We start from the raw sequence: 19295 nt of genomic DNA on the forward strand, positions 1-19295 counted from the left end.
TAAAGATGAAATGAATTAATGATGGTAAAAAGCCCTTGCTTTCTGCGCTTGAAGTGGTTTAGGTTAAAAGGCATCAAATGCATAGTCATTCAAAGAGAATTTTATGAACAGCGTTCAATTTAAACACCATCATCATCACCATCATCCTGACTAGTCTTTCAGGCGATGTGTGCTGGAAGACGTTTAGATCTTCCAGAGGTGCATGAGCGCGAATAGAGCCCCCGGAAGATTTACTTCCGGGGGCTTTTTTTTGAACCAAATTCGGACAGATTCAGACAGGAATTAAGAGGAAATAAGAATGTTAGACAACAGCCGTTTACGCATAGCTATTCAAAAATCAGGCCGCCTGAGCGAAGATTCACGCGAATTACTGAGCCGTTGTGGCATTAAAGTGAATTTGCACACCCAGCGTCTGATTGCGCTGGCGGAAAATATGCCGATCGACATTCTGCGTGTCCGCGATGACGATATCCCGGGGCTGATTATGGACGGCGTGGTGGATCTCGGCATCATTGGCGAGAACGTGCTGGAAGAAGAGTTGCTGAGCCGTCGCGCTCAGGGTGAGGATCCGCGCTATTTCACTCTGCGTCGCCTTGATTTTGGCGGCTGCCGCCTGTCGCTGGCCACTCCGGCGGATGAACGCTGGGAAGGCCCGTCGTTGCTGGACGGCAAACGTATTGCCACCTCCTATCCGCACCTGCTCAAGCGCTACCTCGATCAGAAAGGCATCTCCTTTAAATCCTGTCTGCTGAACGGTTCCGTTGAAGTCGCCCCGCGCGCTGGCCTGGCCGACGCGATTTGCGACCTGGTCTCCACCGGCGCCACCCTGGAAGCCAACGGTCTGCGCGAAGTGGAAGTGATGTTCCGCTCTAAAGCCTGTCTGATCCAGCGCGATGGCGAAATGGCCGATGCTAAACAGCAGCTCATCGACCGTCTGCTGACCCGTATTCAGGGGGTGATTCAGGCGCGCGAATCCAAATACATCATGATGCACGCCCCGACCGAACGTCTGGAGGAAGTGGTGGCCCTGCTGCCAGGCGCTGAACGCCCGACTATTCTGCCGCTGGCAGGTGACAAACAGCGTGTTGCCATGCATATGGTCAGCAGCGAAACCCTGTTCTGGGAAACCATGGAAAAACTGAAAGCGCTGGGTGCCAGCTCCATTCTGGTACTGCCCATCGAGAAAATGATGGAGTAATCCACGGGGAACAGGCCCGACGGGCCTGTCTCAGAGATTAGACAGGGGAAACGACCATGAGCTTCAATACCATCATCGACTGGAACAGCTGCAGCGCAGAACAACAGCAACAACTCTTAATGCGCCCGGCGATTTCTGCCTCCGACAGCATCACCCGTACGGTGGCGGACATTCTTGATAACGTCAAAACCAATGGCGACGCGGCGCTGCGCGAATACAGCGCAAAGTTTGATAAAACCGATGTCAAAACGCTGCAAGTCAGCGAAGAAGAGATTGCCGCTGCCGGCGCTCGCCTCAGCGATGAGCTGAAACAAGCCATGGCGGTCGCAGTCAGCAATATCGAGACCTTCCACAACGCGCAAAAACTGCCGGGCGTGGACGTGGAGACGCTGCCGGGCGTACGTTGCCAGCAGGTGACCCGTCCTATCGCCTCCGTCGGCCTCTATATTCCCGGCGGTTCTGCGCCGCTGTTCTCGACGGTACTGATGCTGGCGACGCCGGCGCGCATCGCGGGATGCCAACAGGTCGTTCTGTGCTCCCCGCCGCCGATTGCCGATGAGATTCTTTACGCGGCCCAGCTTTGCGGCGTGCGCACCATCTTCAACGTCGGCGGCGCTCAGGCGATTGCCGCGCTGGCTTTCGGCACTGAGTCGGTGGCCAAAGTCGATAAAATTTTTGGCCCGGGCAACGCCTTCGTCACCGAAGCCAAGCGCCAGGTCAGCCAGCGTCTGGACGGCGCGGCGATCGATATGCCGGCAGGACCGTCAGAAGTGCTGGTGATTGCCGACAGCGGCGCGACGCCGGACTTTGTCGCCTCCGACCTGCTGTCGCAGGCGGAACACGGCCCGGATTCTCAGGTGATCCTGCTGACTCCGGATGCGGCGATGGGACAACAGGTCGCCCGCGCCGTTGAGCGCCAGCTGGCGGAGCTGCCGCGCGCTGAGACCGCCCGGGAAGCGCTCTCGGCCAGCCGTATTATCGTGGCCCGCGATCTCGCCCAGTGCGTAGAAATCTCCAACCAGTACGGTCCGGAACACCTGATTATCCAGACCCGTAACGCCCGTGAACTGGTTGACAGCATTACCAGCGCCGGTTCGGTGTTCCTCGGCGACTGGTCGCCGGAATCCGCCGGTGATTATGCCTCCGGCACCAACCACGTGCTGCCGACCTATGGCTATACCGCCACCTGCTCAAGTCTGGGACTGGCGGACTTCCAGAAACGCATGACCGTGCAGGAGCTGTCGCGCGAAGGCTTTGCCGCCCTCGCCTCGACCATTGAGATCCTCGCCGCCGCAGAGCGCCTGACCGCCCACAAAAATGCCGTTACGCTGCGCGTTGCAGCCCTTAAGGAGCAAGCATGAGCATCGAAGATTTAGCCCGCGCTAACGTGCGCGATCTGACGCCTTATCAGTCTGCTCGCCGTCTGGGCGGCAAAGGCGATGTCTGGCTGAACGCCAATGAGTTCCCGACCGCCGTCGAATTTCAGCTGACCCAGCAGACGCTGAACCGCTACCCGGAATGCCAGCCGAAAGCGGTGATTGAGAATTATGCCCGCTATGCCGGCGTTAAGCCGGAGCAGGTTCTGGTCAGCCGCGGCGCCGATGAAGGTATCGAGCTGCTGATCCGCGCCTTCTGCGAACCGGGACAAGATGCGGTGCTCTATTGTCCGCCAACCTACGGCATGTACAGCGTTAGCGCTGAAACCATCGGCGTGGCCTGCCGGACGGTACCGAGCCTGAGCGACTGGCAGCTCGATCTGCCGGGCATCGCCGCGAATCTCGACGGCGTGAAGGTGGTGTTTGTCTGCAGCCCGAATAACCCGACCGGGCAGATTATTAACCCCAACGATATGCGCACGCTGCTGGAGATGACCCGCGGGAAAGCGATTGTGGTGGCCGATGAAGCCTATATCGAGTTCTGTCCGCAGGCGACGCTGGCCGGCTGGCTGAGCGACTATCCGCACCTGGTGGTCCTGCGCACGCTGTCAAAAGCCTTTGCCCTCGCCGGACTGCGCTGTGGGTTTACCCTGGCGAATGCCGAGGTGATTAGTCTGTTAATGAAAGTCATCGCCCCCTACCCGCTGTCAACGCCGGTGGCCGACATTGCCGCCCAGGCGCTCAACGAGCAGGGTATCGCCGCGATGCGCGCGCGCGTGGCGCAGATTCTCGACGAGCGTGAGTATCTGATCGGTCAGCTGCGCGATATCCCGTGCGTTGAACAGGTCTTCGACGCCGAGACTAACTATGTCCTCGTACGCTTTAAAGCGTCCAGCACAGTGTTTAAATCTTTGTGGGATCAGGGCATTATCTTACGAGACCAGAATAAACAACCCTCATTAAGCGGCTGTTTGCGTATCACTATCGGTACCCGTGCAGAGAGCCAGCGCGTGATTGACGCTTTGACTGCGGAGAATGTATGACCCAGAAGTTTCTCTTTATTGACCGTGACGGTACGCTGATTTCCGAGCCACCGGTTGATTTTCAGGTAGACCGCTTTGAAAAGCTGGCCTTTGAGCCGCAGGTGATCCCTGCCCTGCTGAAACTGCAGCAGGAAGGTTACAAGCTGGTGATGATCACCAATCAGGACGGTCTGGGGACCGACAGTCTGCCGCAGGCGGAGTTTGACGGCCCGCACAATCTGATGATGCAGGTGTTCTCTTCCCAGGGCGTCAGTTTCGACGAGGTGCTGATTTGTCCGCATCTGCCGGCCGACAACTGCGAATGCCGCAAGCCTAAAACCCAGCTGGTGCTGCCGTGGCTGGAAGAGGGCGTCATGGATAAAGCCCGCAGCTACGTTATCGGCGATCGCGCCACCGACATCGAGCTGGCGGATAACATGGGCATTACTGGCCTGCGCTATGACCGCGAGACGCTGAACTGGCCGACTATCTGCGAACAGCTGACTCGCCGCGACCGCTATGCCCACGTTGAGCGCAACACCAAAGAGACCCAGGTGGATGTCAAAGTCTGGCTGGATCGCGAAGGCGGCAGCAAAATCCACACCGGCGTCGGCTTCTTCGATCATATGCTCGATCAAATCGCCACCCACGGCGGTTTCCGTCTGGAGATTAACGTCGGCGGCGACCTCTATATCGACGATCACCACACCGTGGAAGATACCGGTCTGGCGCTGGGCGAGGCGTTGAGGCTGGCGCTGGGCGATAAGCGCGGGATCAACCGTTTTGGGTTTGTGCTGCCGATGGACGAATGTCTGGCCCGCTGCGCGCTGGATATTTCCGGTCGCCCGCACCTGGAATATAAAGCCGACTTCGCCTATCAGCGCGTCGGCGATCTGAGCACCGAGATGGTGGAGCACTTCTTCCGTTCGCTCTCCTACACCATGGCGGTCACGCTGCACCTGAAAACGAAGGGCAAGAATGACCATCATCGCGTCGAAAGCCTGTTTAAGGCCTTTGGCCGTACGCTGCGTCAGGCCATTCGCGTGCAGGGCGATACGCTCCCCTCGTCGAAAGGAGTCCTGTGATGAACGTGGTGATCCTCGACACCGGCTGTGCCAACCTCAATTCGGTAAAGTCGGCAATCGGCCGCCACGGCTACCAGCCGGCGGTCAGCCGCGATCCGGATGTGGTGCTGCGCGCCGATAAACTGTTTTTACCCGGCGTCGGTACCGCGCAGGCGGCCATGGATCAGATTCGCGAACGCGAGCTGATTGAGCTGGTGAAAGCCTGCACCCAGCCGGTGCTCGGCATCTGCCTCGGCATGCAGCTGCTGGGGCGGCGCAGCGAAGAGAGCAACGGCGTGGATTTGCTGGGTATTATCGAAGAAGACGTGCCGAAAATGACCGACCACGGGCTGCCGCTGCCGCATATGGGCTGGAACCGGGTCTACCCGAAAGCCGGGAACCGTCTGTTCCGCGGTATTGATGACGGCGCGTATTTTTATTTCGTTCACAGCTATGCCATGCCGGTGAATCCTTACACCATCGCCCAGTGTCATTACGGCGAGCCGTTCACCGCGGCGGTACAGAAAGATAACTTTTTTGGCGTCCAGTTTCACCCGGAACGCTCGGGCAGCGCCGGGGCGCAGCTGCTGAAAAACTTCCTGGAGATGTGATGATCATTCCTGCTTTAGATTTAATTGACGGCACGGTTGTCCGTCTCCATCAGGGCGATTACGGCCAGCAGCGCGACTACGGCAACGATCCGCTGCCGCGCCTGCAGTCCTACGCCGCGCAAGGGGCCGAAGTGCTGCACCTGGTCGACCTGACCGGCGCGAAAGACCCGGAGAAGCGCCAGATCCCGCTGCTGAAAACGCTGGTTGCCGGAGTGAACGTGCCGGTGCAGGTTGGCGGCGGCGTGCGGACGGAAGAAGATGTGGCAGCCCTGCTTGCCGCAGGCGTGGCGCGCGTGGTGGTGGGTTCAACGGCGGTGAAATCGCCGGAAGTGGTAAAAGGCTGGTTTACGCGTTTTGGCCCGCAGCATCTGGTGCTGGCGCTGGACGTGCGTATCGACGCGCAAGGCAACAAGCAGGTAGCAGTCAGCGGCTGGCAGGAAAACTCCGGCGTGACGCTGGAAGAGCTGGTGGAGAGCTATCAATCCGTCGGCCTGCAGCACGTCCTGTGCACCGATATCTCTCGCGATGGCACTCTGGCGGGGTCCAACGTCGCGCTGTATGAAGAAGTGTGCGCCCGCTATCCGCAGGTGGCCTTTCAGTCTTCTGGCGGTATCGGCGACCTTAATGATATTGCCGCGCTGCGCGGAACCGGTGTGCGCGGCGTGATTGTCGGTCGCGCGCTGCTGGAAGGTAAATTTAACGTAACGGAGGCCATTCAATGCTGGCAAAACGGATAATCCCCTGCCTCGACGTTCGCGACGGCCAGGTAGTGAAAGGCGTGCAGTTCCGTAATCACGAAATCATCGGCGATATCGTCCCGCTGGCGAAACGCTATGCCGACGAAGGCGCTGATGAGCTGGTGTTCTACGATATCACCGCCTCCAGCGACGGCCGCGTCGTCGATAAAAGCTGGGTGTCGCGGGTAGCGGAAGTGATCGATATTCCTTTCTGTGTCGCAGGCGGAATTAAATCCCTCGACGATGCGGCGCAGATTCTCTCCTTCGGCGCCGACAAGATTTCGATTAACTCCCCGGCGCTGGCCGATCCGACGCTGATTACCCGTCTGGCCGATCGTTTTGGCGTGCAGTGTATTGTGGTGGGCATCGACACCTGGTTTGATGCCGAGAGCGGTAAATATCACGTTAACCAGTACACCGGCGATGAGAGCCGCACGCGAGTGACTCAGTGGGAGACTCTCGACTGGGTGCAGGAAGTGCAGAAACGTGGCGCCGGCGAGATCGTGCTGAACATGATGAATCAGGATGGCGTGCGTAACGGCTACGATCTTGAGCAGTTGCGTAAAGTCCGCGCCGTCTGCCACGTGCCGCTTATCGCTTCCGGCGGCGCCGGCACCATGGAGCACTTCCTTGAAGCCTTCCGCGACGCCAACGTCGACGGCGCGCTGGCCGCGTCGGTGTTCCACAAGCAGATTATTAATATTGGTGAACTAAAAACGTACCTGGCAGCACAGGGCGTGGAGATTAGGGTATGTTAACTGAACAGCTGGACTGGGAAAAAACCGACGGCATGATGCCGGCCATCGTACAGCACGCCATCTCCGGCGAAGTCCTGATGCTGGGCTACATGAATCAGGATGCGCTGGCGAAGACCGAAGGGAGCGGTAAAGTGACCTTTTATTCGCGGACCAAACAGCGTCTGTGGACCAAAGGGGAAACCTCCGGCAACTTTCTCAACGTGGTGAGTATTACTCCGGATTGCGATAACGATACCCTGCTGGTGCTGGTTAACCCAATCGGCCCGACCTGCCATAAAGGCACTTCCAGCTGCTTCGGTGACGCCGGCCACCAGTGGCTGTTCCTGTATCAGCTGGAACAACTGCTGGCCGAGCGTAAGCATGCGGATCCGGAAAGCTCATATACCGCGAAGCTGTACGCCAGCGGTACCAAGCGTATTGCGCAAAAGGTCGGGGAAGAAGGCGTGGAAACCGCGCTGGCCGCGACGGTGCACGACCAGTTTGAGCTGAAGAACGAGGCATCGGATCTGATGTATCACCTGCTGGTACTGCTGCAGGATCAGGGGCTGGATTTGACGGCGGTGGTCGAGAACCTGCGTAGCAGGCATAAATAAATCGATGAAGGGAGGGTAGGCCCCTCCCCTTTTAGCCGTCGCAACGCTACTCCGGCTGCAGTGCACTAACCAGTTAAATACCGTTCAATAAAACCCAAACTATAATTAACTTATTTTGGCAATCTGACGCTTTAACGCCCGATAGAGAGGATAATCGATAAATCGCGCATAAATATAGGCAATGAATATTGATGCAAATGCCGCTATTGATATTGATACCCAGGCATTCTCAGAGTCAAAAATGAATCCGGATACGATAACCAGTTCATGCAATAAATACAAAGGGAAGCTAATATAACCGAGAAACAAGAATAAATTAGAGGTGAAAATTCTCTTTATCAATTGATTATCCGGAAGATGATCGATGAATAGCATCGGGATAAACGCAACAAATAAAAAATAGTCCAGTCGACTATGGTTCATTGCATATACGCCAACGATCGATACGATAGCCGCTGCGGTAATAAAGAAAGCCATGAACTTTTCTTTCATCAGACACTTAAAGTACTCTGTCTGTGATAAAGAAAAAAACAATGAACCAATCAGCATTGACAGCATTGCTGTTAGCATTGATGGCGGTATCCCTGATGGATGTTTATGCCACAGAAAAATAAATAATAAACCTGCAACTACCGCACGAGTCATATTTCCTAATCGCGTAAAGATTAGAGGAATTAAAAGTGACACCCAAAACTCAATACTGATACTCCATGATGGCTCATTGACTAACTTGAAGTCATGCCAGTAAAGACCATGAAGAAATAATATATTTTTTAATATCACGCTAATAGAAAAAACATCCGGACTGGAAACATAGCCGCCATGGTGTGCATTGTAGTAATAAATGGCTACCATCAGTATCGTTGACAGAAAATGAAGCGGCCATAATCTGGCAAAACGTGTAAGAACGTATTTGAAAAAGTTTCCTGAGGCGTGGGCATAGGTTAGAACAAAGCCACTCATGATGAAAAAATATACCACGCACAGATAGGCACCGCTAAATGGTCTGACTTGCGGCCACCCCATAAAGCTGCCAAACATATGGCTGAGCATGACCATACCCGCCAATATCCCACGAGTGCCATCAATGGCATCAAATCTGTTAACAGACAATCTACACCCCATATTCCAATGAGTAAAACTACATTCTTTTAGAAGAAAGAATTTATTAGTAATAAAAAGAATAGCTATCAATATTCAAAGGTGATCACTGCCCGATAGAAAAAATTCAACAGGCAGGAAGTCACAAAAAAAACACATGTACACACATCGAGATATTACTGCCCCCAGTAAAACTCGACAAAAACCTATTACTCTCTAACTAATAAATTATTAATCTAACAGGAATAGAGACTCGCAAATCATATGACCAGGAGCTCTTTTATTTAACGAAAATTTTATTGAAAATAACAAGAACACTAACAAAGAAGTGAAACTTGCTTAACTTCTTTTTGAAATTATTTAAAAAAACGTCTTACCACTCGTAGTGGCTTAGTCAACTTCCAGGATAAAGAAGAGATTAAATTTTTGTGATGCTGATAAATTTCATTGAATTCTTGCTGTTTGATAGTTATTTCATGATGCATATTATTATTTTTGTCAGTTAACTGACGAATATTCTTTTCCTGTTCAGTAACCCGCTCTTCAATCTCATGCAATTGATTATGCAATATCGCATTTTCATCCTTTTGCTCAGCGAATGAGTCAGTCAGCGTCTCAACTTCTTGCTGTAATGCGGAGCTCTTTGCCTGGAAAAACTCAAGCTCCTTCAGAACACGATCTTTAAGGGAGAATAGGTACTCTTCAGCTGACAGCGTAGTGATTCTATGATGCGCGGCGGCGATAAATTCATCATAAAAATCATCATTCTTTGCATCTAACGCAACAATAAACTCTTTCACTTGCTGATAAAACGGATGAAATGCCGGACCAGATATCGTGTTTAAATGCCACTCAAGGAAAACGACAACATAGTTTTTGTAATCTCTGAGACGTTGATCCATCATCCCCTGCTGACAGATAAATGCTTTAAGAGCCACTAATGCTTCAACAGCACAGCGGTGCGATTCTGCTCTCGTGGCGGATAAGGATTCACTACGATTGATGGTATGAGAAATTAACGTTTCATTTAAGACCGAGATTCTATTCGCCATCAGCATGAAGGCACAGACGAAGAAAAGATCGTTTGTTGTCCTGATTTCCTGAAAACGAAGCTGATGAGTAGCAATAAATTGACGCCTGAGAAGCTTGTCCCATGGCCACCAGACAAAGGCGCGGAAAAAGTCAGAGGGAATATCCTGGGAGGAAAAAACCATAAGATCAGGTAGCAGCTCCTGGCGAACTGACCACGGCATCGGAGCATAAACTTGTAAGGAGGGATCAAAAGACTGGCTGCGACAAATAACGACATCCGCTTGTGTATCGCTGGCCTGCGCGTACATGCGCTCCAACATCATGTTATCAGCGTAATCGTCGTCATCGAGAAAAATAACGTACTCACCGATAGCAGCATCCAACCCAACGTTTCTCGATCCTCCACCACCAAGATTTGTCGTGTTGTTAATAACTCTAATCCGTGAATCAGTTTCAGCCAGCGCAGAGACAATCTCTAAGGTATTATCGTCAGAACAATCATTGATAATAATGATTTCGATATCATTTAATGTTTGCGACAAAACGGTGCTTAATGTATCGGAAATATATCCAGCAGCATTGTGCACAGGGATAATAACAGAAACAGCAATACTCTTTTTTTCAGACATGTAATCACCTTGACGCTTAGATTCTAAACGCAATTATATTTATTTATTGGTAGCGTTTAATTTGTAGGTTTCCAGTTCATTAAGGATAGGTAAGATGAAAGCGACTCAGCTTCATCAAAAATTACTCTTCAACAACATCGCGATATGTTTTTAATGTTTTATTAATGATCATCACGCTCGAGAATTTATCTTGAATACGCTTTCTGCCATTGATACCCATTGCGACTCGCGTTTCAGGATTATCTAACAGGAAACCGAGTTTCTCCGCTAATTCCTCGACAGATTTACTTTTTACAATTAACCCATTATCGTTGTTGATAATTAAGCTATCACAGCCACCAACATCATAAGCGATACAAGCACGCCCGACCGAGGAAGCTTCCAGCAAGATACGTGGTACGCCTTCGGCGTAGACCGACGGCAAAGCAACGATATTTGATTCTTCAATTAAATCAAATACATTAGAGCAATGACCGAGCCAGTTTATCACGCCTTCGCTTTGCCATTTCTGTATCGTCGCTAGCGGAATCGCGTCTTTATCATTCTCAACTAAGATACCGGCAACATTCAGCGTAAAGTGAATATTTTTATTACTCAGTATTTTTTTGGCTTCAATCAGATCACCAAGTCCTTTACTCCACAGCATACGGCTGGCAAAAAGGACGACCGGGACATCACGTTGCTGCTCCAGAGAATATTTGTAAATCTCTGGATTAATACCCGCACCATCAATAACAATAGTCTGTTTGTAATCGATACCAACCAGATCGGCGAGTTTGGCTCTGTCTTTATCATGTTCGAACATAAACAAGCTGCATTTGTTACTGGCGATATACTTATATGCCATAACAGTAAAACTACGCAGCAGCTTAAGACAGCCAGACTCTGCCGAAAATACTCGGCCTAAACCGACAAAACTCAGAATAACAGGACGATGGGTACTTTTAGCCAGAAATCCGCCGATCAAACACGGTTTGATGGTAATGCAGTGTAATAAATCAGGATTAATGCTTTGAATAATTTTCCGAGCCTTAAAAAAGGCCCGAAAGAAAATCAAAACGTTGAACGATTGAGCGACAAGAGGAATATTATGACAAATAAAACCTAGTGTCTTGAATTTTATCGCTATTTTATCATCGACAAAATGGCTAATAATGTGAATCTCATAACCGGCATCTCGGGCGGCAATTGCACGATCGGTCCAATGCAAATCAAAATACCAATCCGAATTTATGAAATAACACAGTTTTTTCATTGCTATGTCCACTTAGTGAAACTTACCGCTAATTCCTTTTACACCATGTACAATCCCACGGCATAAAAATTTTAGATATACCCATTTCCGGCGCTGTACAGGGAATATGGAGATATACTTGCATAGGCGCAAAAGGATTGATGAACTACTAAAAACTGCCACTTCCGTAAATATTCTCTTAGCCAAAATTAAGTTTCGACAAAGATAGTAAACCTTCCACTCTGGCGATATGACCTTTCCCTGGATACTCACATCATGAGTAAAAACAAGTTCCGGATTATAGATAATTTTCTCGCCACTTAGAGTTAATTGATAACCAAAATAGAGGTCATCAAAATAAAGGAAAAGTTCATCATAAATATGATGAAGGTGCTCATTCAAGACTTCACGCTTAATGATCATGCCAACAAATGAAACTGTTTGCACCAGCATTTCCTTATTATCTGGTACATATCGTTGGGGATGTTTGATATATTGCAAAGTATCACTAAACGAGGTCGGGACTTTTGCAAATGGAACATTCATCGCGCATGTCCGGCCCTGCAAATCTTTAACTAAAGCCGTAAAAACACGACAACCTTCTTTATTTATCGTTGAGAACTTATCAAGAATATCACTTTGCGGATAAGCATCATCGTCATAAAAGAAGACCCAATCGCTATCAACAGAACTGCATATGTATTGACTACCGGCCTTAAACCCTCCGGCGCCACCGTTATTACAGGCCAGATTCAAGACAATTACACGGGGATCAGTGATTGTCTGAAGCCAATCAGAGGTCCCATCCGTGGACCCGTTGTTGACAATAACGATAGAGGTAAAGTGCAGCTTAACAGTTTCAGCAACCGTCTTTTTTAGCTTTTCAAGACGGTTAAAAGTGACTATTAATGCAGTATGTTTCATCGTACGTCGGCCACAAATACAGGCATCGCTTCGTCGTTGGACAATGAGGACAGATATTTATCGGCCGTTTTCAATGCTTCTGCAATCGTTACATCCATATCAAGGTAGCGATAAGTCCCCAAGCGTCCAACGAAAGTAATATTTTTCTCATTCTCCGCCAGTGATAAATATTTATCCAGCAGAGCCATCTCACCCATCTGGCGGATTGGATAGTAAGGAATATCATCTTCACCGCAAGCGCGACTATATTCCTTATAACATACGGAACCTTCATGGCTTTCCCACGGGGAAAAATATTTATGTTCCGTAATTCGCGTATACGGGACATCAACTGAGCAATAATTCATGACCGCGCAGCCCTGATAATCACCTTGCCAGGTAAATCGCTCAAAGTCCAGAGTACGGTAGCCAAGACGCCCATGCTGGTATGAATAGAACGCGTCTAACGGCCCGCTATAAAACACATGATCATAACTTTCACGATTTTCAGCCGCAAACTCACGCTGTAATTGCAGAGTGATATTTTCATGATCGGCGATCGCTTCAATCATATGGGTATAGCCCAACTTCGGCATGCCCTGGAATTTATGATTGAAGTAGTTATCGTCATAATTGAAACGCACAGGCAACCGTTTGAGTATAGATGCCGGAAGCTCGGAAGGCTGCATCCCCCACTGTTTTATGGTGTAGCCTTTGAAGAACGCTTCATATAATTCTTTACCAATAAAGCGCAAAGCCTGCTCTTCAAATGTCTTCGGTTCCAGAATCGAGCTATCACCTTTTTCGCTAATGAGCGCGCGAGCTTCATCAGGAGAACAGGTTTTAGCAAAAAACTGGTTAATAGTATGCAAATTAATCGGCAGTGAAAAAACCTGACCATTAACAGTCGCTTTTACTCTATTAACATAGGGCATCATCTCAGCATACTGATTGACAAACTTCCAAACGGTTTCATTATCCGTATGGAAAATATGCGGACCGTAGACATGAACCATGACATCAGTCTGAGGATCGCGAGTGTCATAAGAGTTTCCTCCGATGTGGTCCCGCTGATCGATGATTTTAACCTTGTGACCTTGTTCAGCAAGCTGGCGGGCAATGACCACACCTGAAAAACCAGCACCGACGATCAGAATATTGTTACGCTTCATAATGTATCTCCAGTTATATTAGCCAAGAATCGAGCGGCGAACTTTATAATAATATTTAGTGAGCTTATTTCTTCTTGGCGAACCGACAGGAGCATATTTGTTAACATATGGCATTAAAGCTCGTTTAATCTTTGTCTGCAGTAACACGGTTTGCTGCAGTTCAGTATGTTGATTATGTACTACCGTGGCCACAGGTAACTGGCGATAGTAAATTTCTTTTTCCCATGGCGTATTTAAAACATTCTCAAGAAAATCATCATAGAAATCGACTTTCTCAGTATTCCATGGTTTGTTTTCACCCGCATAGTGAATCATTTTTGGATTTCTTCTGGCTTCCAAAAACCGCATATAGGTTGAAAACTTGAGATTCGGGAAGAAATCATCGGTATTACCATTACCATGGTACACATTCCATTCTAATGGTAAAAACTTGACTCGGCCAAAGAAGACTTTGTTCATGATATCCTGATCTAAGAACCAATACTTTTTGGCTTTCAATGCTGACATCAATTGAGCAAAGGTGTTCTCTTTAACCATTTGTTCGACGTTAAAAACAATAATCCCGGCCTGAAAATATTCGTCAGGGTTAGTCATTCCTAATGTCTTTTTCAGGTATTCCCCTGCTGGCATAATGCCATCATCAGATTCTGACATCGTACCAAACTTCACAAATCCTTCCATGACGATGTCTTTAACAGCGGCAACCAGGTTAGTGTCGATCTCAACATCCAGAAGTGTTGCCAAATCAGCCTTCACCACGGTGTCAGAATCGATAAACACAACTTTTTTATACTCGCGGAAAAGTTGCGGAATAAACAAGCGCGCATAGGTCGACGCACTAAAGTGTGCACGGGTATGAACATCACTCATCTCAGTGAATGAATTCACATCAAAAAAGCGCAGTGATATGTTGTTATGACCAGCAACTAGTTTGATAAGGCGTTGTTTATTTAAATGGCTGACCTTATTTTCCAGAACAACGATATCATAGTTTCTGTTAGCATCAGAATGGCGAACAATTGAATTTATTAATGCCCCGCCACTTAATGCATAGTTATTATCAAAACTGATAACAACCGGTACGCTTTCGTCAAAAACGGGGTTTAATTTACCATTAAATGTTTCAGCAGTGACAAACGTGCGCTGTAGTTCTTTTATTTTAAGCTGTTTATCTTGTTGACATTTAATGATATAGATATTGAATAAACGCTCAGCGATGTGCCCTATAACTCGTTTTTCTTGAGCATTATAGTTATTCATCGAAATCCGATCTTCAAGATTAGACAAAATAGCAAAAAGCCATTCAGAATAATCCAGGAACATGTCTTTGCGCATAACAAACATGTTCGTATAATAACCATCAGTTGCATTATTGAATTGTTGAATCGCAGCTTTATATTCCGGATACAGTTCTTCAACGACATCCAGAGCAGACTGATAGTCTTTAATGTGTAAAAACTCACCTTTTGCATAATGATCAAGGTTATTCTTACTTCCTGCCGATGTTACCGACCATTTTTTGGGTAACAGCAGATCATATCCATCGACGCAGGTACTTATGGATTCATCGTTTAAGCCAAACTGGCTTTCGTATTCGGCATTGATTAGCGGGTAGTTAACAACCCCCCAGTTATCCTCAGGATGATTTTGTTGTTCTGCAAAGTTCAAGTGTCTGCGGTAATGCATAAATCCCACATAGTCAGCAAGGGATTCATTCTTCCACAGCCAGTAGTGGGCCGTCAGCTCACAATAAAAGGGGTTTTTAAAGGAAATGTTGTCTCCGCTATCATCTCCTTCACAGCCAATGTCATTATAAGTATTAGCCTTCCCGACATGCAGTGGTTTAATAATAGAGGCGTTTAGAAAAGCACTGGGTTTGTGGTGACATGTATAAATTTTGATACTATTCATCTTATTACCAATTATTAAGCCATTGCTTGCTTGTAAAGTTCAATGATTCTCTCTGCTGAGCCAATTTCGCGGAGTTTATGGTTTTCGATCCAAACAACTCTGTCACAGATTTTTTCAACATCACTCATATTGTGGCTAACGAATAATATCGTTACACCCTTATTTTTGAAGTCTCGTATTGTTTGTATACATTTGGCCTGGAACGAAATGTCACCGACAGCAAGTACCTCATCGATAATAAGTATATCGGGTTCTACCTGGCTGATGACAGAGAATCCAAGCTTCGCAAGCATACCACTTGAGTACACGCGAATAGGTTCGTCAATGAAATCACCCAGTTCGGAGAACTCAATTATCCGATCCATCCGTTGCTGAACCTCTTTGCGGCGTAGCCCAAGCAGGGTCGCATTGAGATAAATATTTTCTCGCCCGGTTAATTCAGGGTGAAAACCGCCGCCTAGCTCAAGCATTGAGGCAACGCGCCCCTGGGTTGTAACAGTGCCTTTTGTAGGCTTAATGACGCCGGCCACCAACCCGAGGGAGGTACTTTTCCCTGCGCCGTTACGACCAATCAGCGCTACGGCCTCGCCTTTACCCACGGTGAAGGTAATGTCTTCGATCGCAAGATATTTACGCCCTTTTAACAGCTGAAAAGCTCTTTTAGGGTGAAATACGAGATCCTTAATTCCTGAGCCAATATGGTGGTAAAGAGGATACTCTTTCGTAACGTGGCTAAAGTTTATTACTGGTTCCATTACAAAATCTCTGCAAATCGATATTTTAATTTATTAAAAATACTCAGGCCCACAATTGTCAGGACTAAACCCGTAATGTAAAGGATTGAAATATATTCATAATTTAAGACGCCATCCATGAACAGCTGCCGCCAGCTGAGGATCATGCTTGCCAGAGGATTATAGGTAATAATCCAGCTAAATTTTTCCGGAATCATATCTGACGCGTATAATATCGGCGTGCAATAAAACATGAGCATGATACCAAGGCTGACAAATCGCTCTAAATCCCTGAAGAACAGATTTAACGTAGAAAATATGATTGAGATACCAAATGTAAAAATCACCTGACCAAGCGCAATAATTGGTACACCCCAGAGCCATGAGAGCGACGGACGCATACCATACACAAACAGGAATGCAATAATCACAGGAATTGTACACAAGAAATGCAACCCTTCCATCATGACATTACTCAATGGAATAACTGAGCGCGGGAAAACTGTTTTTTTGATTATTTGCGCATTGGCGATAAATGAAAACAGAGAATTTGTCGCTGAGCTGGCAAACCACTGCCACGGAAATAAACCAGTAATCAAGAAAAGGGTATAATTCGGGATCTGCACTCGCATGACGAGTTTAAAAATGAAATAATATATCATTGCAAAAAGCAGTGGATTCGCAATTGACCATAAGTAACCAAATACGCTGCTTTTATAACGTACCTTTAAATCTTTGTTTGTTATAACAACAAGAAGATCAAACAAATACCCTATATTATACTTCATTTTTATACTCATAAATTATTCTACAAAAAATTCCGTACGTAATATGTATCAAACAGAATTATCGATGACACCTGCTGTGCTCTAGAGACGAACAGCTATTCCCATAAACAAAGACCAATTGTAACATTATTTTGCACAAGCAATATGTGAGCAATCTTTTCTGCGCATATTCACACTCCAAAGTCGGAGATGACCGCTAACCTCAGTAAGAGCTGAATGAAAATGTGATTCTCGTGGAAGACACATAAACCATCCTTTAAGGTTGTAAAGAAAATGTTAAACCTAACAATAAGTTTATTCTAAAATTCAGACACGCTACCGCCATTGGCTATCGCAACCAAAATGCGGACTCCCCTCTCTAAAGTGTCTGTCTTGCCCGGTCATACCGTAACGAAGAGGATACACGCGTCGTTGGCGTTGCCAGCGCAGCGTTCATAAAGCCACAAACAGACTAGTCAGCGTTCGGCAAAAAAGCTAAAAACAAACGGATATCTGTACTCATCGCCCCTCTCCGGACTCACATCCATCGCTACACCGCAACAAATGCACCGCTACTCTCCCCAGTTTATGGCATCCTATCTATCAGGACTTTCTCATTTCACCATTGAAACCAACAAAAAGCGCCACTCTCAGCAGTGAGGCTTCAGCAGCCATGTAGCAAGGCGCTCCGCATCTCTACATGAGTCAGGCAGAGTATCAAGTTCGCGAGCAGGCAGCGGTAGCACTATCAGGATAACGTACTTCCTCAACCTCTTTTGCATAAAAGTGAGTTTGACTTTTCTTCAAAAGTGGCCACTCCGTACTTCGCAGAGTACGTTTGTTGCGCATTATCAATAATACATATGTAGGTTGTGAATTACGCGCGCATTATAGCTCTGGTCTGGAAGAATAAAAATGAAAAAGCATAACCAATCCATTCAGCCAAAAAACATACAGCTATCGCACATTATTCGAACACCGCGCCAGAACAACTTAACAATATGATAATAAAGAAAAAAAGTAGTTTTTATTACTATCATTACAATAGTAATACTGACTGATTATTCAGGAATTGTTCGGAAAATATATAAAAAGAAACAATATTGACCAGGCTCAGCCTTCCGCTGCTTTGCTTACGAGGCGAACAGAGTGCGGTAACTATCAAAGAACAGCAGGAACGATTATAACGCTAACTTATTTTTCATGTAATAATGATTATCATTTGCGAACTTACCCTAAATCTTCTGCACTCACTCAGACCCGGGAAGTGTACAACCCTGTACTTCCCACGGTACCTGCTTATATCCTGCAACGGTAAAGCAGATGATCCCGAAGGCAAGCCAGTGTAAAATCGACAAATATATATAGCGGGGAACACCGATCCCGGAGGATGAATATGAAGTTTTTAGTCACTGGAGCCGCAGGATTTATCGGCTTTCATGCAAGTCAGCGCCTTCTGGAGGCGGGTCATGAGGTTGTTGGCATCGACAACATGAACGATTACTACGATGTCAATCTCAAGCAGTCTCGCCTGGATCTTTTACAGTCCCCTCTGTTCAGTTTTTACAAAACCGATCTTGCCGATCGCGAGGGTATTGCCCAAATTTTTGCTACTGAGAAGTTTGATCGCGTAATCCATCTGGCAGCGCAGGCTGGCGTACGCTATTCGCTGGAAAATCCGCATGCCTATGCCGATGCCAACCTGATTGGTTATCTGAACATTCTGGAAGGCTGCCGGCATACCAAGGTACAGCACCTGCTGTATGCCTCTTCCAGTTCAGTGTATGGTCTGAACCGCAAGATGCCGTTCTCCACGGATGATTCGGTCGATCACCCGGTGTCACTGTATGCGGCAACCAAAAAAGCCAATGAACTGATGGCGCATACCTACTCTCATCTCTATGGTATCCCCACCACCGGCTTACGTTTCTTCACCGTGTATGGCCCGTGGGGACGCCCGGATATGGCGCTGTTCAAATTTACCAAAGCCATGCTGGAAGGTAAGAGCATCGACGTCTACAACTACGGCAAGATGAAGCGTGATTTCACCTACATTGATGACATTGTAGAAGCGATTGTCCGCGTGCAGGATGTCATTCCGCAGGCAGATCCTGAATGGACCGTAGAAAACGGCTCACCGGCCACCAGTTCAGCCCCTTATCGAATCTATAATATCGGTAACAGCTCGCCGGTGGAGTTGATGGACTACATCACCGCTCTGGAAGAAGCGCTGGGGATGGAAGCTGAGAAAAACATGATGCCGATCCAGCCAGGCGACGTCCTGGAAACCAGCGCGGATACCAAGCCACTGTATGATCTGGTTGGCTTTAAACCACAGACATCCGTTAAGGATGGCGTGAAGAACTTCGTGGACTGGTACAAGGCGTATTACAACGCCTGAGTGGTTACCTGATTCTTTCTGAACCGCAATCGCAGGGTTGCGGTTTTTTTTG

18 protein-coding genes and 1 other annotated feature are annotated in these 19295 nt (G+C 47.9%); of the genes, 10 read left to right on the top strand and 8 right to left on the bottom strand.

The annotated features are described in order from the left end of the window. Positions 1 to 103: 103 nt before the first annotated feature. From hisL to hisIE, 9 genes are all read left to right on the top strand, one after another. The gene (gene hisL / locus BV390_RS30505; protein ID WP_099130698.1) at positions 104 to 154 is read left to right on the top strand and encodes a his operon leader peptide; all 51 of its coding nucleotides are present in this window, start codon (positions 104 to 106) and stop codon (positions 152 to 154) included. Continuing rightward, positions 130 to 252: a sequence feature (His leader region), on the top strand. (Overlaps the previous gene by 25 nt.) Before the next feature lie 46 nt (positions 253 to 298). Beyond that, positions 299 to 1198 carry an ATP phosphoribosyltransferase gene (gene hisG, locus BV390_RS01860; protein ID WP_085396451.1) on the top strand — a complete coding sequence of 300 codons (900 nt, stop codon included), beginning with the start codon at positions 299 to 301 and terminating at the stop codon, positions 1196 to 1198. A gap of 56 nt (positions 1199 to 1254) precedes the next feature. After that, entirely contained in the window at positions 1255 to 2559 is a 1305-nt protein-coding gene (gene hisD / locus BV390_RS01865; protein ID WP_004864519.1) for a histidinol dehydrogenase, read from the top strand. After that, entirely contained in the window at positions 2556 to 3617 is a 1062-nt protein-coding gene (hisC, locus tag BV390_RS01870; protein ID WP_085396452.1) for a histidinol-phosphate transaminase, read from the top strand. The genes hisD and hisC overlap by 4 nt, the downstream gene beginning before the upstream one ends. Beyond that, the gene (gene hisB / locus BV390_RS01875) at positions 3614 to 4681 is read left to right on the top strand and encodes a bifunctional histidinol-phosphatase/imidazoleglycerol-phosphate dehydratase HisB (RefSeq protein ID WP_046852089.1); all 1068 of its coding nucleotides are present in this window, start codon (positions 3614 to 3616) and stop codon (positions 4679 to 4681) included. Before hisC ends, hisB begins: the two co-directional genes overlap by 4 nt. Beyond that, positions 4681 to 5271: an imidazole glycerol phosphate synthase subunit HisH gene (gene hisH / locus BV390_RS01880; protein WP_032686800.1), complete on the top strand. Its 591-nt coding sequence runs from the start codon at positions 4681 to 4683 to the stop codon at positions 5269 to 5271. The genes hisB and hisH overlap by 1 nt, the downstream gene beginning before the upstream one ends. Beyond that, positions 5271 to 6008, top strand: a complete 738-nt coding sequence (gene hisA, locus BV390_RS01885) for a 1-(5-phosphoribosyl)-5-[(5-phosphoribosylamino)methylideneamino]imidazole-4-carboxamide isomerase (protein ID WP_085396454.1) — start codon at positions 5271 to 5273, stop codon at positions 6006 to 6008. Before hisH ends, hisA begins: the two co-directional genes overlap by 1 nt. Further along, on the top strand, positions 5990 to 6766 hold the full coding sequence (hisF, locus tag BV390_RS01890) for an imidazole glycerol phosphate synthase subunit HisF (protein WP_004864530.1): 777 nt from the start codon (positions 5990 to 5992) through the stop codon (positions 6764 to 6766). The genes hisA and hisF overlap by 19 nt, the downstream gene beginning before the upstream one ends. Beyond that, a complete protein-coding gene (gene hisIE / locus BV390_RS01895) occupies positions 6760 to 7359 on the top strand; it encodes a bifunctional phosphoribosyl-AMP cyclohydrolase/phosphoribosyl-ATP diphosphatase HisIE (RefSeq protein WP_085396455.1) in 600 nt (199 codons plus the stop codon). Before hisF ends, hisIE begins: the two co-directional genes overlap by 7 nt. Before the next feature lie 105 nt (positions 7360 to 7464). Here hisIE and BV390_RS01900 read toward each other — a convergent pair whose 3' ends face one another. The 8 genes from BV390_RS01900 to BV390_RS01935 form a co-directional block, all read right to left on the bottom strand. Continuing rightward, a complete protein-coding gene (locus BV390_RS01900; RefSeq protein ID WP_032686797.1) occupies positions 7465 to 8472 on the bottom strand; it encodes an acyltransferase family protein in 1008 nt (335 codons plus the stop codon). Between the two features lie 344 nt (positions 8473 to 8816). After that, the gene (locus BV390_RS01905) at positions 8817 to 10121 is read right to left on the bottom strand and encodes a glycosyltransferase family 2 protein (protein ID WP_064356875.1); all 1305 of its coding nucleotides are present in this window, start codon (positions 10119 to 10121) and stop codon (positions 8817 to 8819) included. Positions 10122 to 10242: 121 nt separating this feature from the next. Continuing rightward, a complete protein-coding gene (locus tag BV390_RS01910) occupies positions 10243 to 11388 on the bottom strand; it encodes a glycosyltransferase family 4 protein (protein WP_162180079.1) in 1146 nt (381 codons plus the stop codon). After that, positions 11389 to 12279, bottom strand: a complete 891-nt coding sequence (locus tag BV390_RS01915; protein ID WP_032699197.1) for a glycosyltransferase — start codon at positions 12277 to 12279, stop codon at positions 11389 to 11391. After that, positions 12276 to 13430 carry a UDP-galactopyranose mutase gene (gene glf, locus BV390_RS01920; RefSeq protein WP_085396456.1) on the bottom strand — a complete coding sequence of 385 codons (1155 nt, stop codon included), beginning with the start codon at positions 13428 to 13430 and terminating at the stop codon, positions 12276 to 12278. The genes BV390_RS01915 and glf overlap by 4 nt, the downstream gene beginning before the upstream one ends. A gap of 18 nt (positions 13431 to 13448) precedes the next feature. Further along, positions 13449 to 15341, bottom strand: coding sequence for a DUF4422 domain-containing protein (locus BV390_RS01925; RefSeq protein WP_085396458.1), 1893 nt, complete (start codon positions 15339 to 15341; stop codon positions 13449 to 13451). A gap of 14 nt (positions 15342 to 15355) precedes the next feature. Next, complete coding sequence (rfbB, locus tag BV390_RS01930; protein ID WP_000433876.1) at positions 15356 to 16096, bottom strand: O-antigen export ABC transporter ATP-binding protein RfbB; 741 nt, start codon at positions 16094 to 16096, stop codon at positions 15356 to 15358. After that, positions 16096 to 16863, bottom strand: coding sequence for an ABC transporter permease (locus tag BV390_RS01935; RefSeq protein WP_015583927.1), 768 nt, complete (start codon positions 16861 to 16863; stop codon positions 16096 to 16098). Before BV390_RS01935 ends, rfbB begins: the two co-directional genes overlap by 1 nt. A gap of 1375 nt (positions 16864 to 18238) precedes the next feature. Here BV390_RS01935 and BV390_RS01940 point away from each other — a divergent pair. After that, on the top strand, positions 18239 to 19243 hold the full coding sequence (locus BV390_RS01940; RefSeq protein WP_032686791.1) for an NAD-dependent epimerase: 1005 nt from the start codon (positions 18239 to 18241) through the stop codon (positions 19241 to 19243). The last annotated feature ends 52 nt before the right edge of the window (positions 19244 to 19295 follow it).

This window comes from Klebsiella sp. YJ (assembly GCF_002108615.1).
Classification (GTDB): Bacteria; Pseudomonadota; Gammaproteobacteria; order Enterobacterales; family Enterobacteriaceae; genus Klebsiella; species Klebsiella planticola.

Excerpts from the sequence above, each read along its gene's own strand:
- hisB (WP_046852089.1), top strand. The coding sequence starts at position 3,614 with ATGACCCAGAAGTTTCTCTTTATTGACCGTGACGGTACGCTGATTTCC.
- hisC (WP_085396452.1), top strand. The coding sequence starts at position 2,556 with ATGAGCATCGAAGATTTAGCCCGCGCTAACGTGCGCGATCTGACGCCT.
- hisIE (WP_085396455.1), top strand. The coding sequence starts at position 6,760 with ATGTTAACTGAACAGCTGGACTGGGAAAAAACCGACGGCATGATGCCG.
- BV390_RS01935 (WP_015583927.1), bottom strand. The coding sequence starts at position 16,863 with ATGAAGTATAATATAGGGTATTTGTTTGATCTTCTTGTTGTTATAACA.
- BV390_RS01925 (WP_085396458.1), bottom strand. The coding sequence starts at position 15,341 with ATGAATAGTATCAAAATTTATACATGTCACCACAAACCCAGTGCTTTT.
- BV390_RS01905 (WP_064356875.1), bottom strand. The coding sequence starts at position 10,121 with ATGTCTGAAAAAAAGAGTATTGCTGTTTCTGTTATTATCCCTGTGCAC.
- glf (WP_085396456.1), bottom strand. The coding sequence starts at position 13,430 with ATGAAGCGTAACAATATTCTGATCGTCGGTGCTGGTTTTTCAGGTGTG.
- hisH (WP_032686800.1), top strand. The coding sequence starts at position 4,681 with ATGAACGTGGTGATCCTCGACACCGGCTGTGCCAACCTCAATTCGGTA.
- BV390_RS01915 (WP_032699197.1), bottom strand. The coding sequence starts at position 12,279 with ATGAAACATACTGCATTAATAGTCACTTTTAACCGTCTTGAAAAGCTA.
- hisF (WP_004864530.1), top strand. The coding sequence starts at position 5,990 with ATGCTGGCAAAACGGATAATCCCCTGCCTCGACGTTCGCGACGGCCAG.
- BV390_RS01940 (WP_032686791.1), top strand. The coding sequence starts at position 18,239 with ATGAAGTTTTTAGTCACTGGAGCCGCAGGATTTATCGGCTTTCATGCA.
- hisD (WP_004864519.1), top strand. The coding sequence starts at position 1,255 with ATGAGCTTCAATACCATCATCGACTGGAACAGCTGCAGCGCAGAACAA.
- hisA (WP_085396454.1), top strand. The coding sequence starts at position 5,271 with ATGATCATTCCTGCTTTAGATTTAATTGACGGCACGGTTGTCCGTCTC.
- rfbB (WP_000433876.1), bottom strand. The coding sequence starts at position 16,096 with ATGGAACCAGTAATAAACTTTAGCCACGTTACGAAAGAGTATCCTCTT.
- hisG (WP_085396451.1), top strand. The coding sequence starts at position 299 with ATGTTAGACAACAGCCGTTTACGCATAGCTATTCAAAAATCAGGCCGC.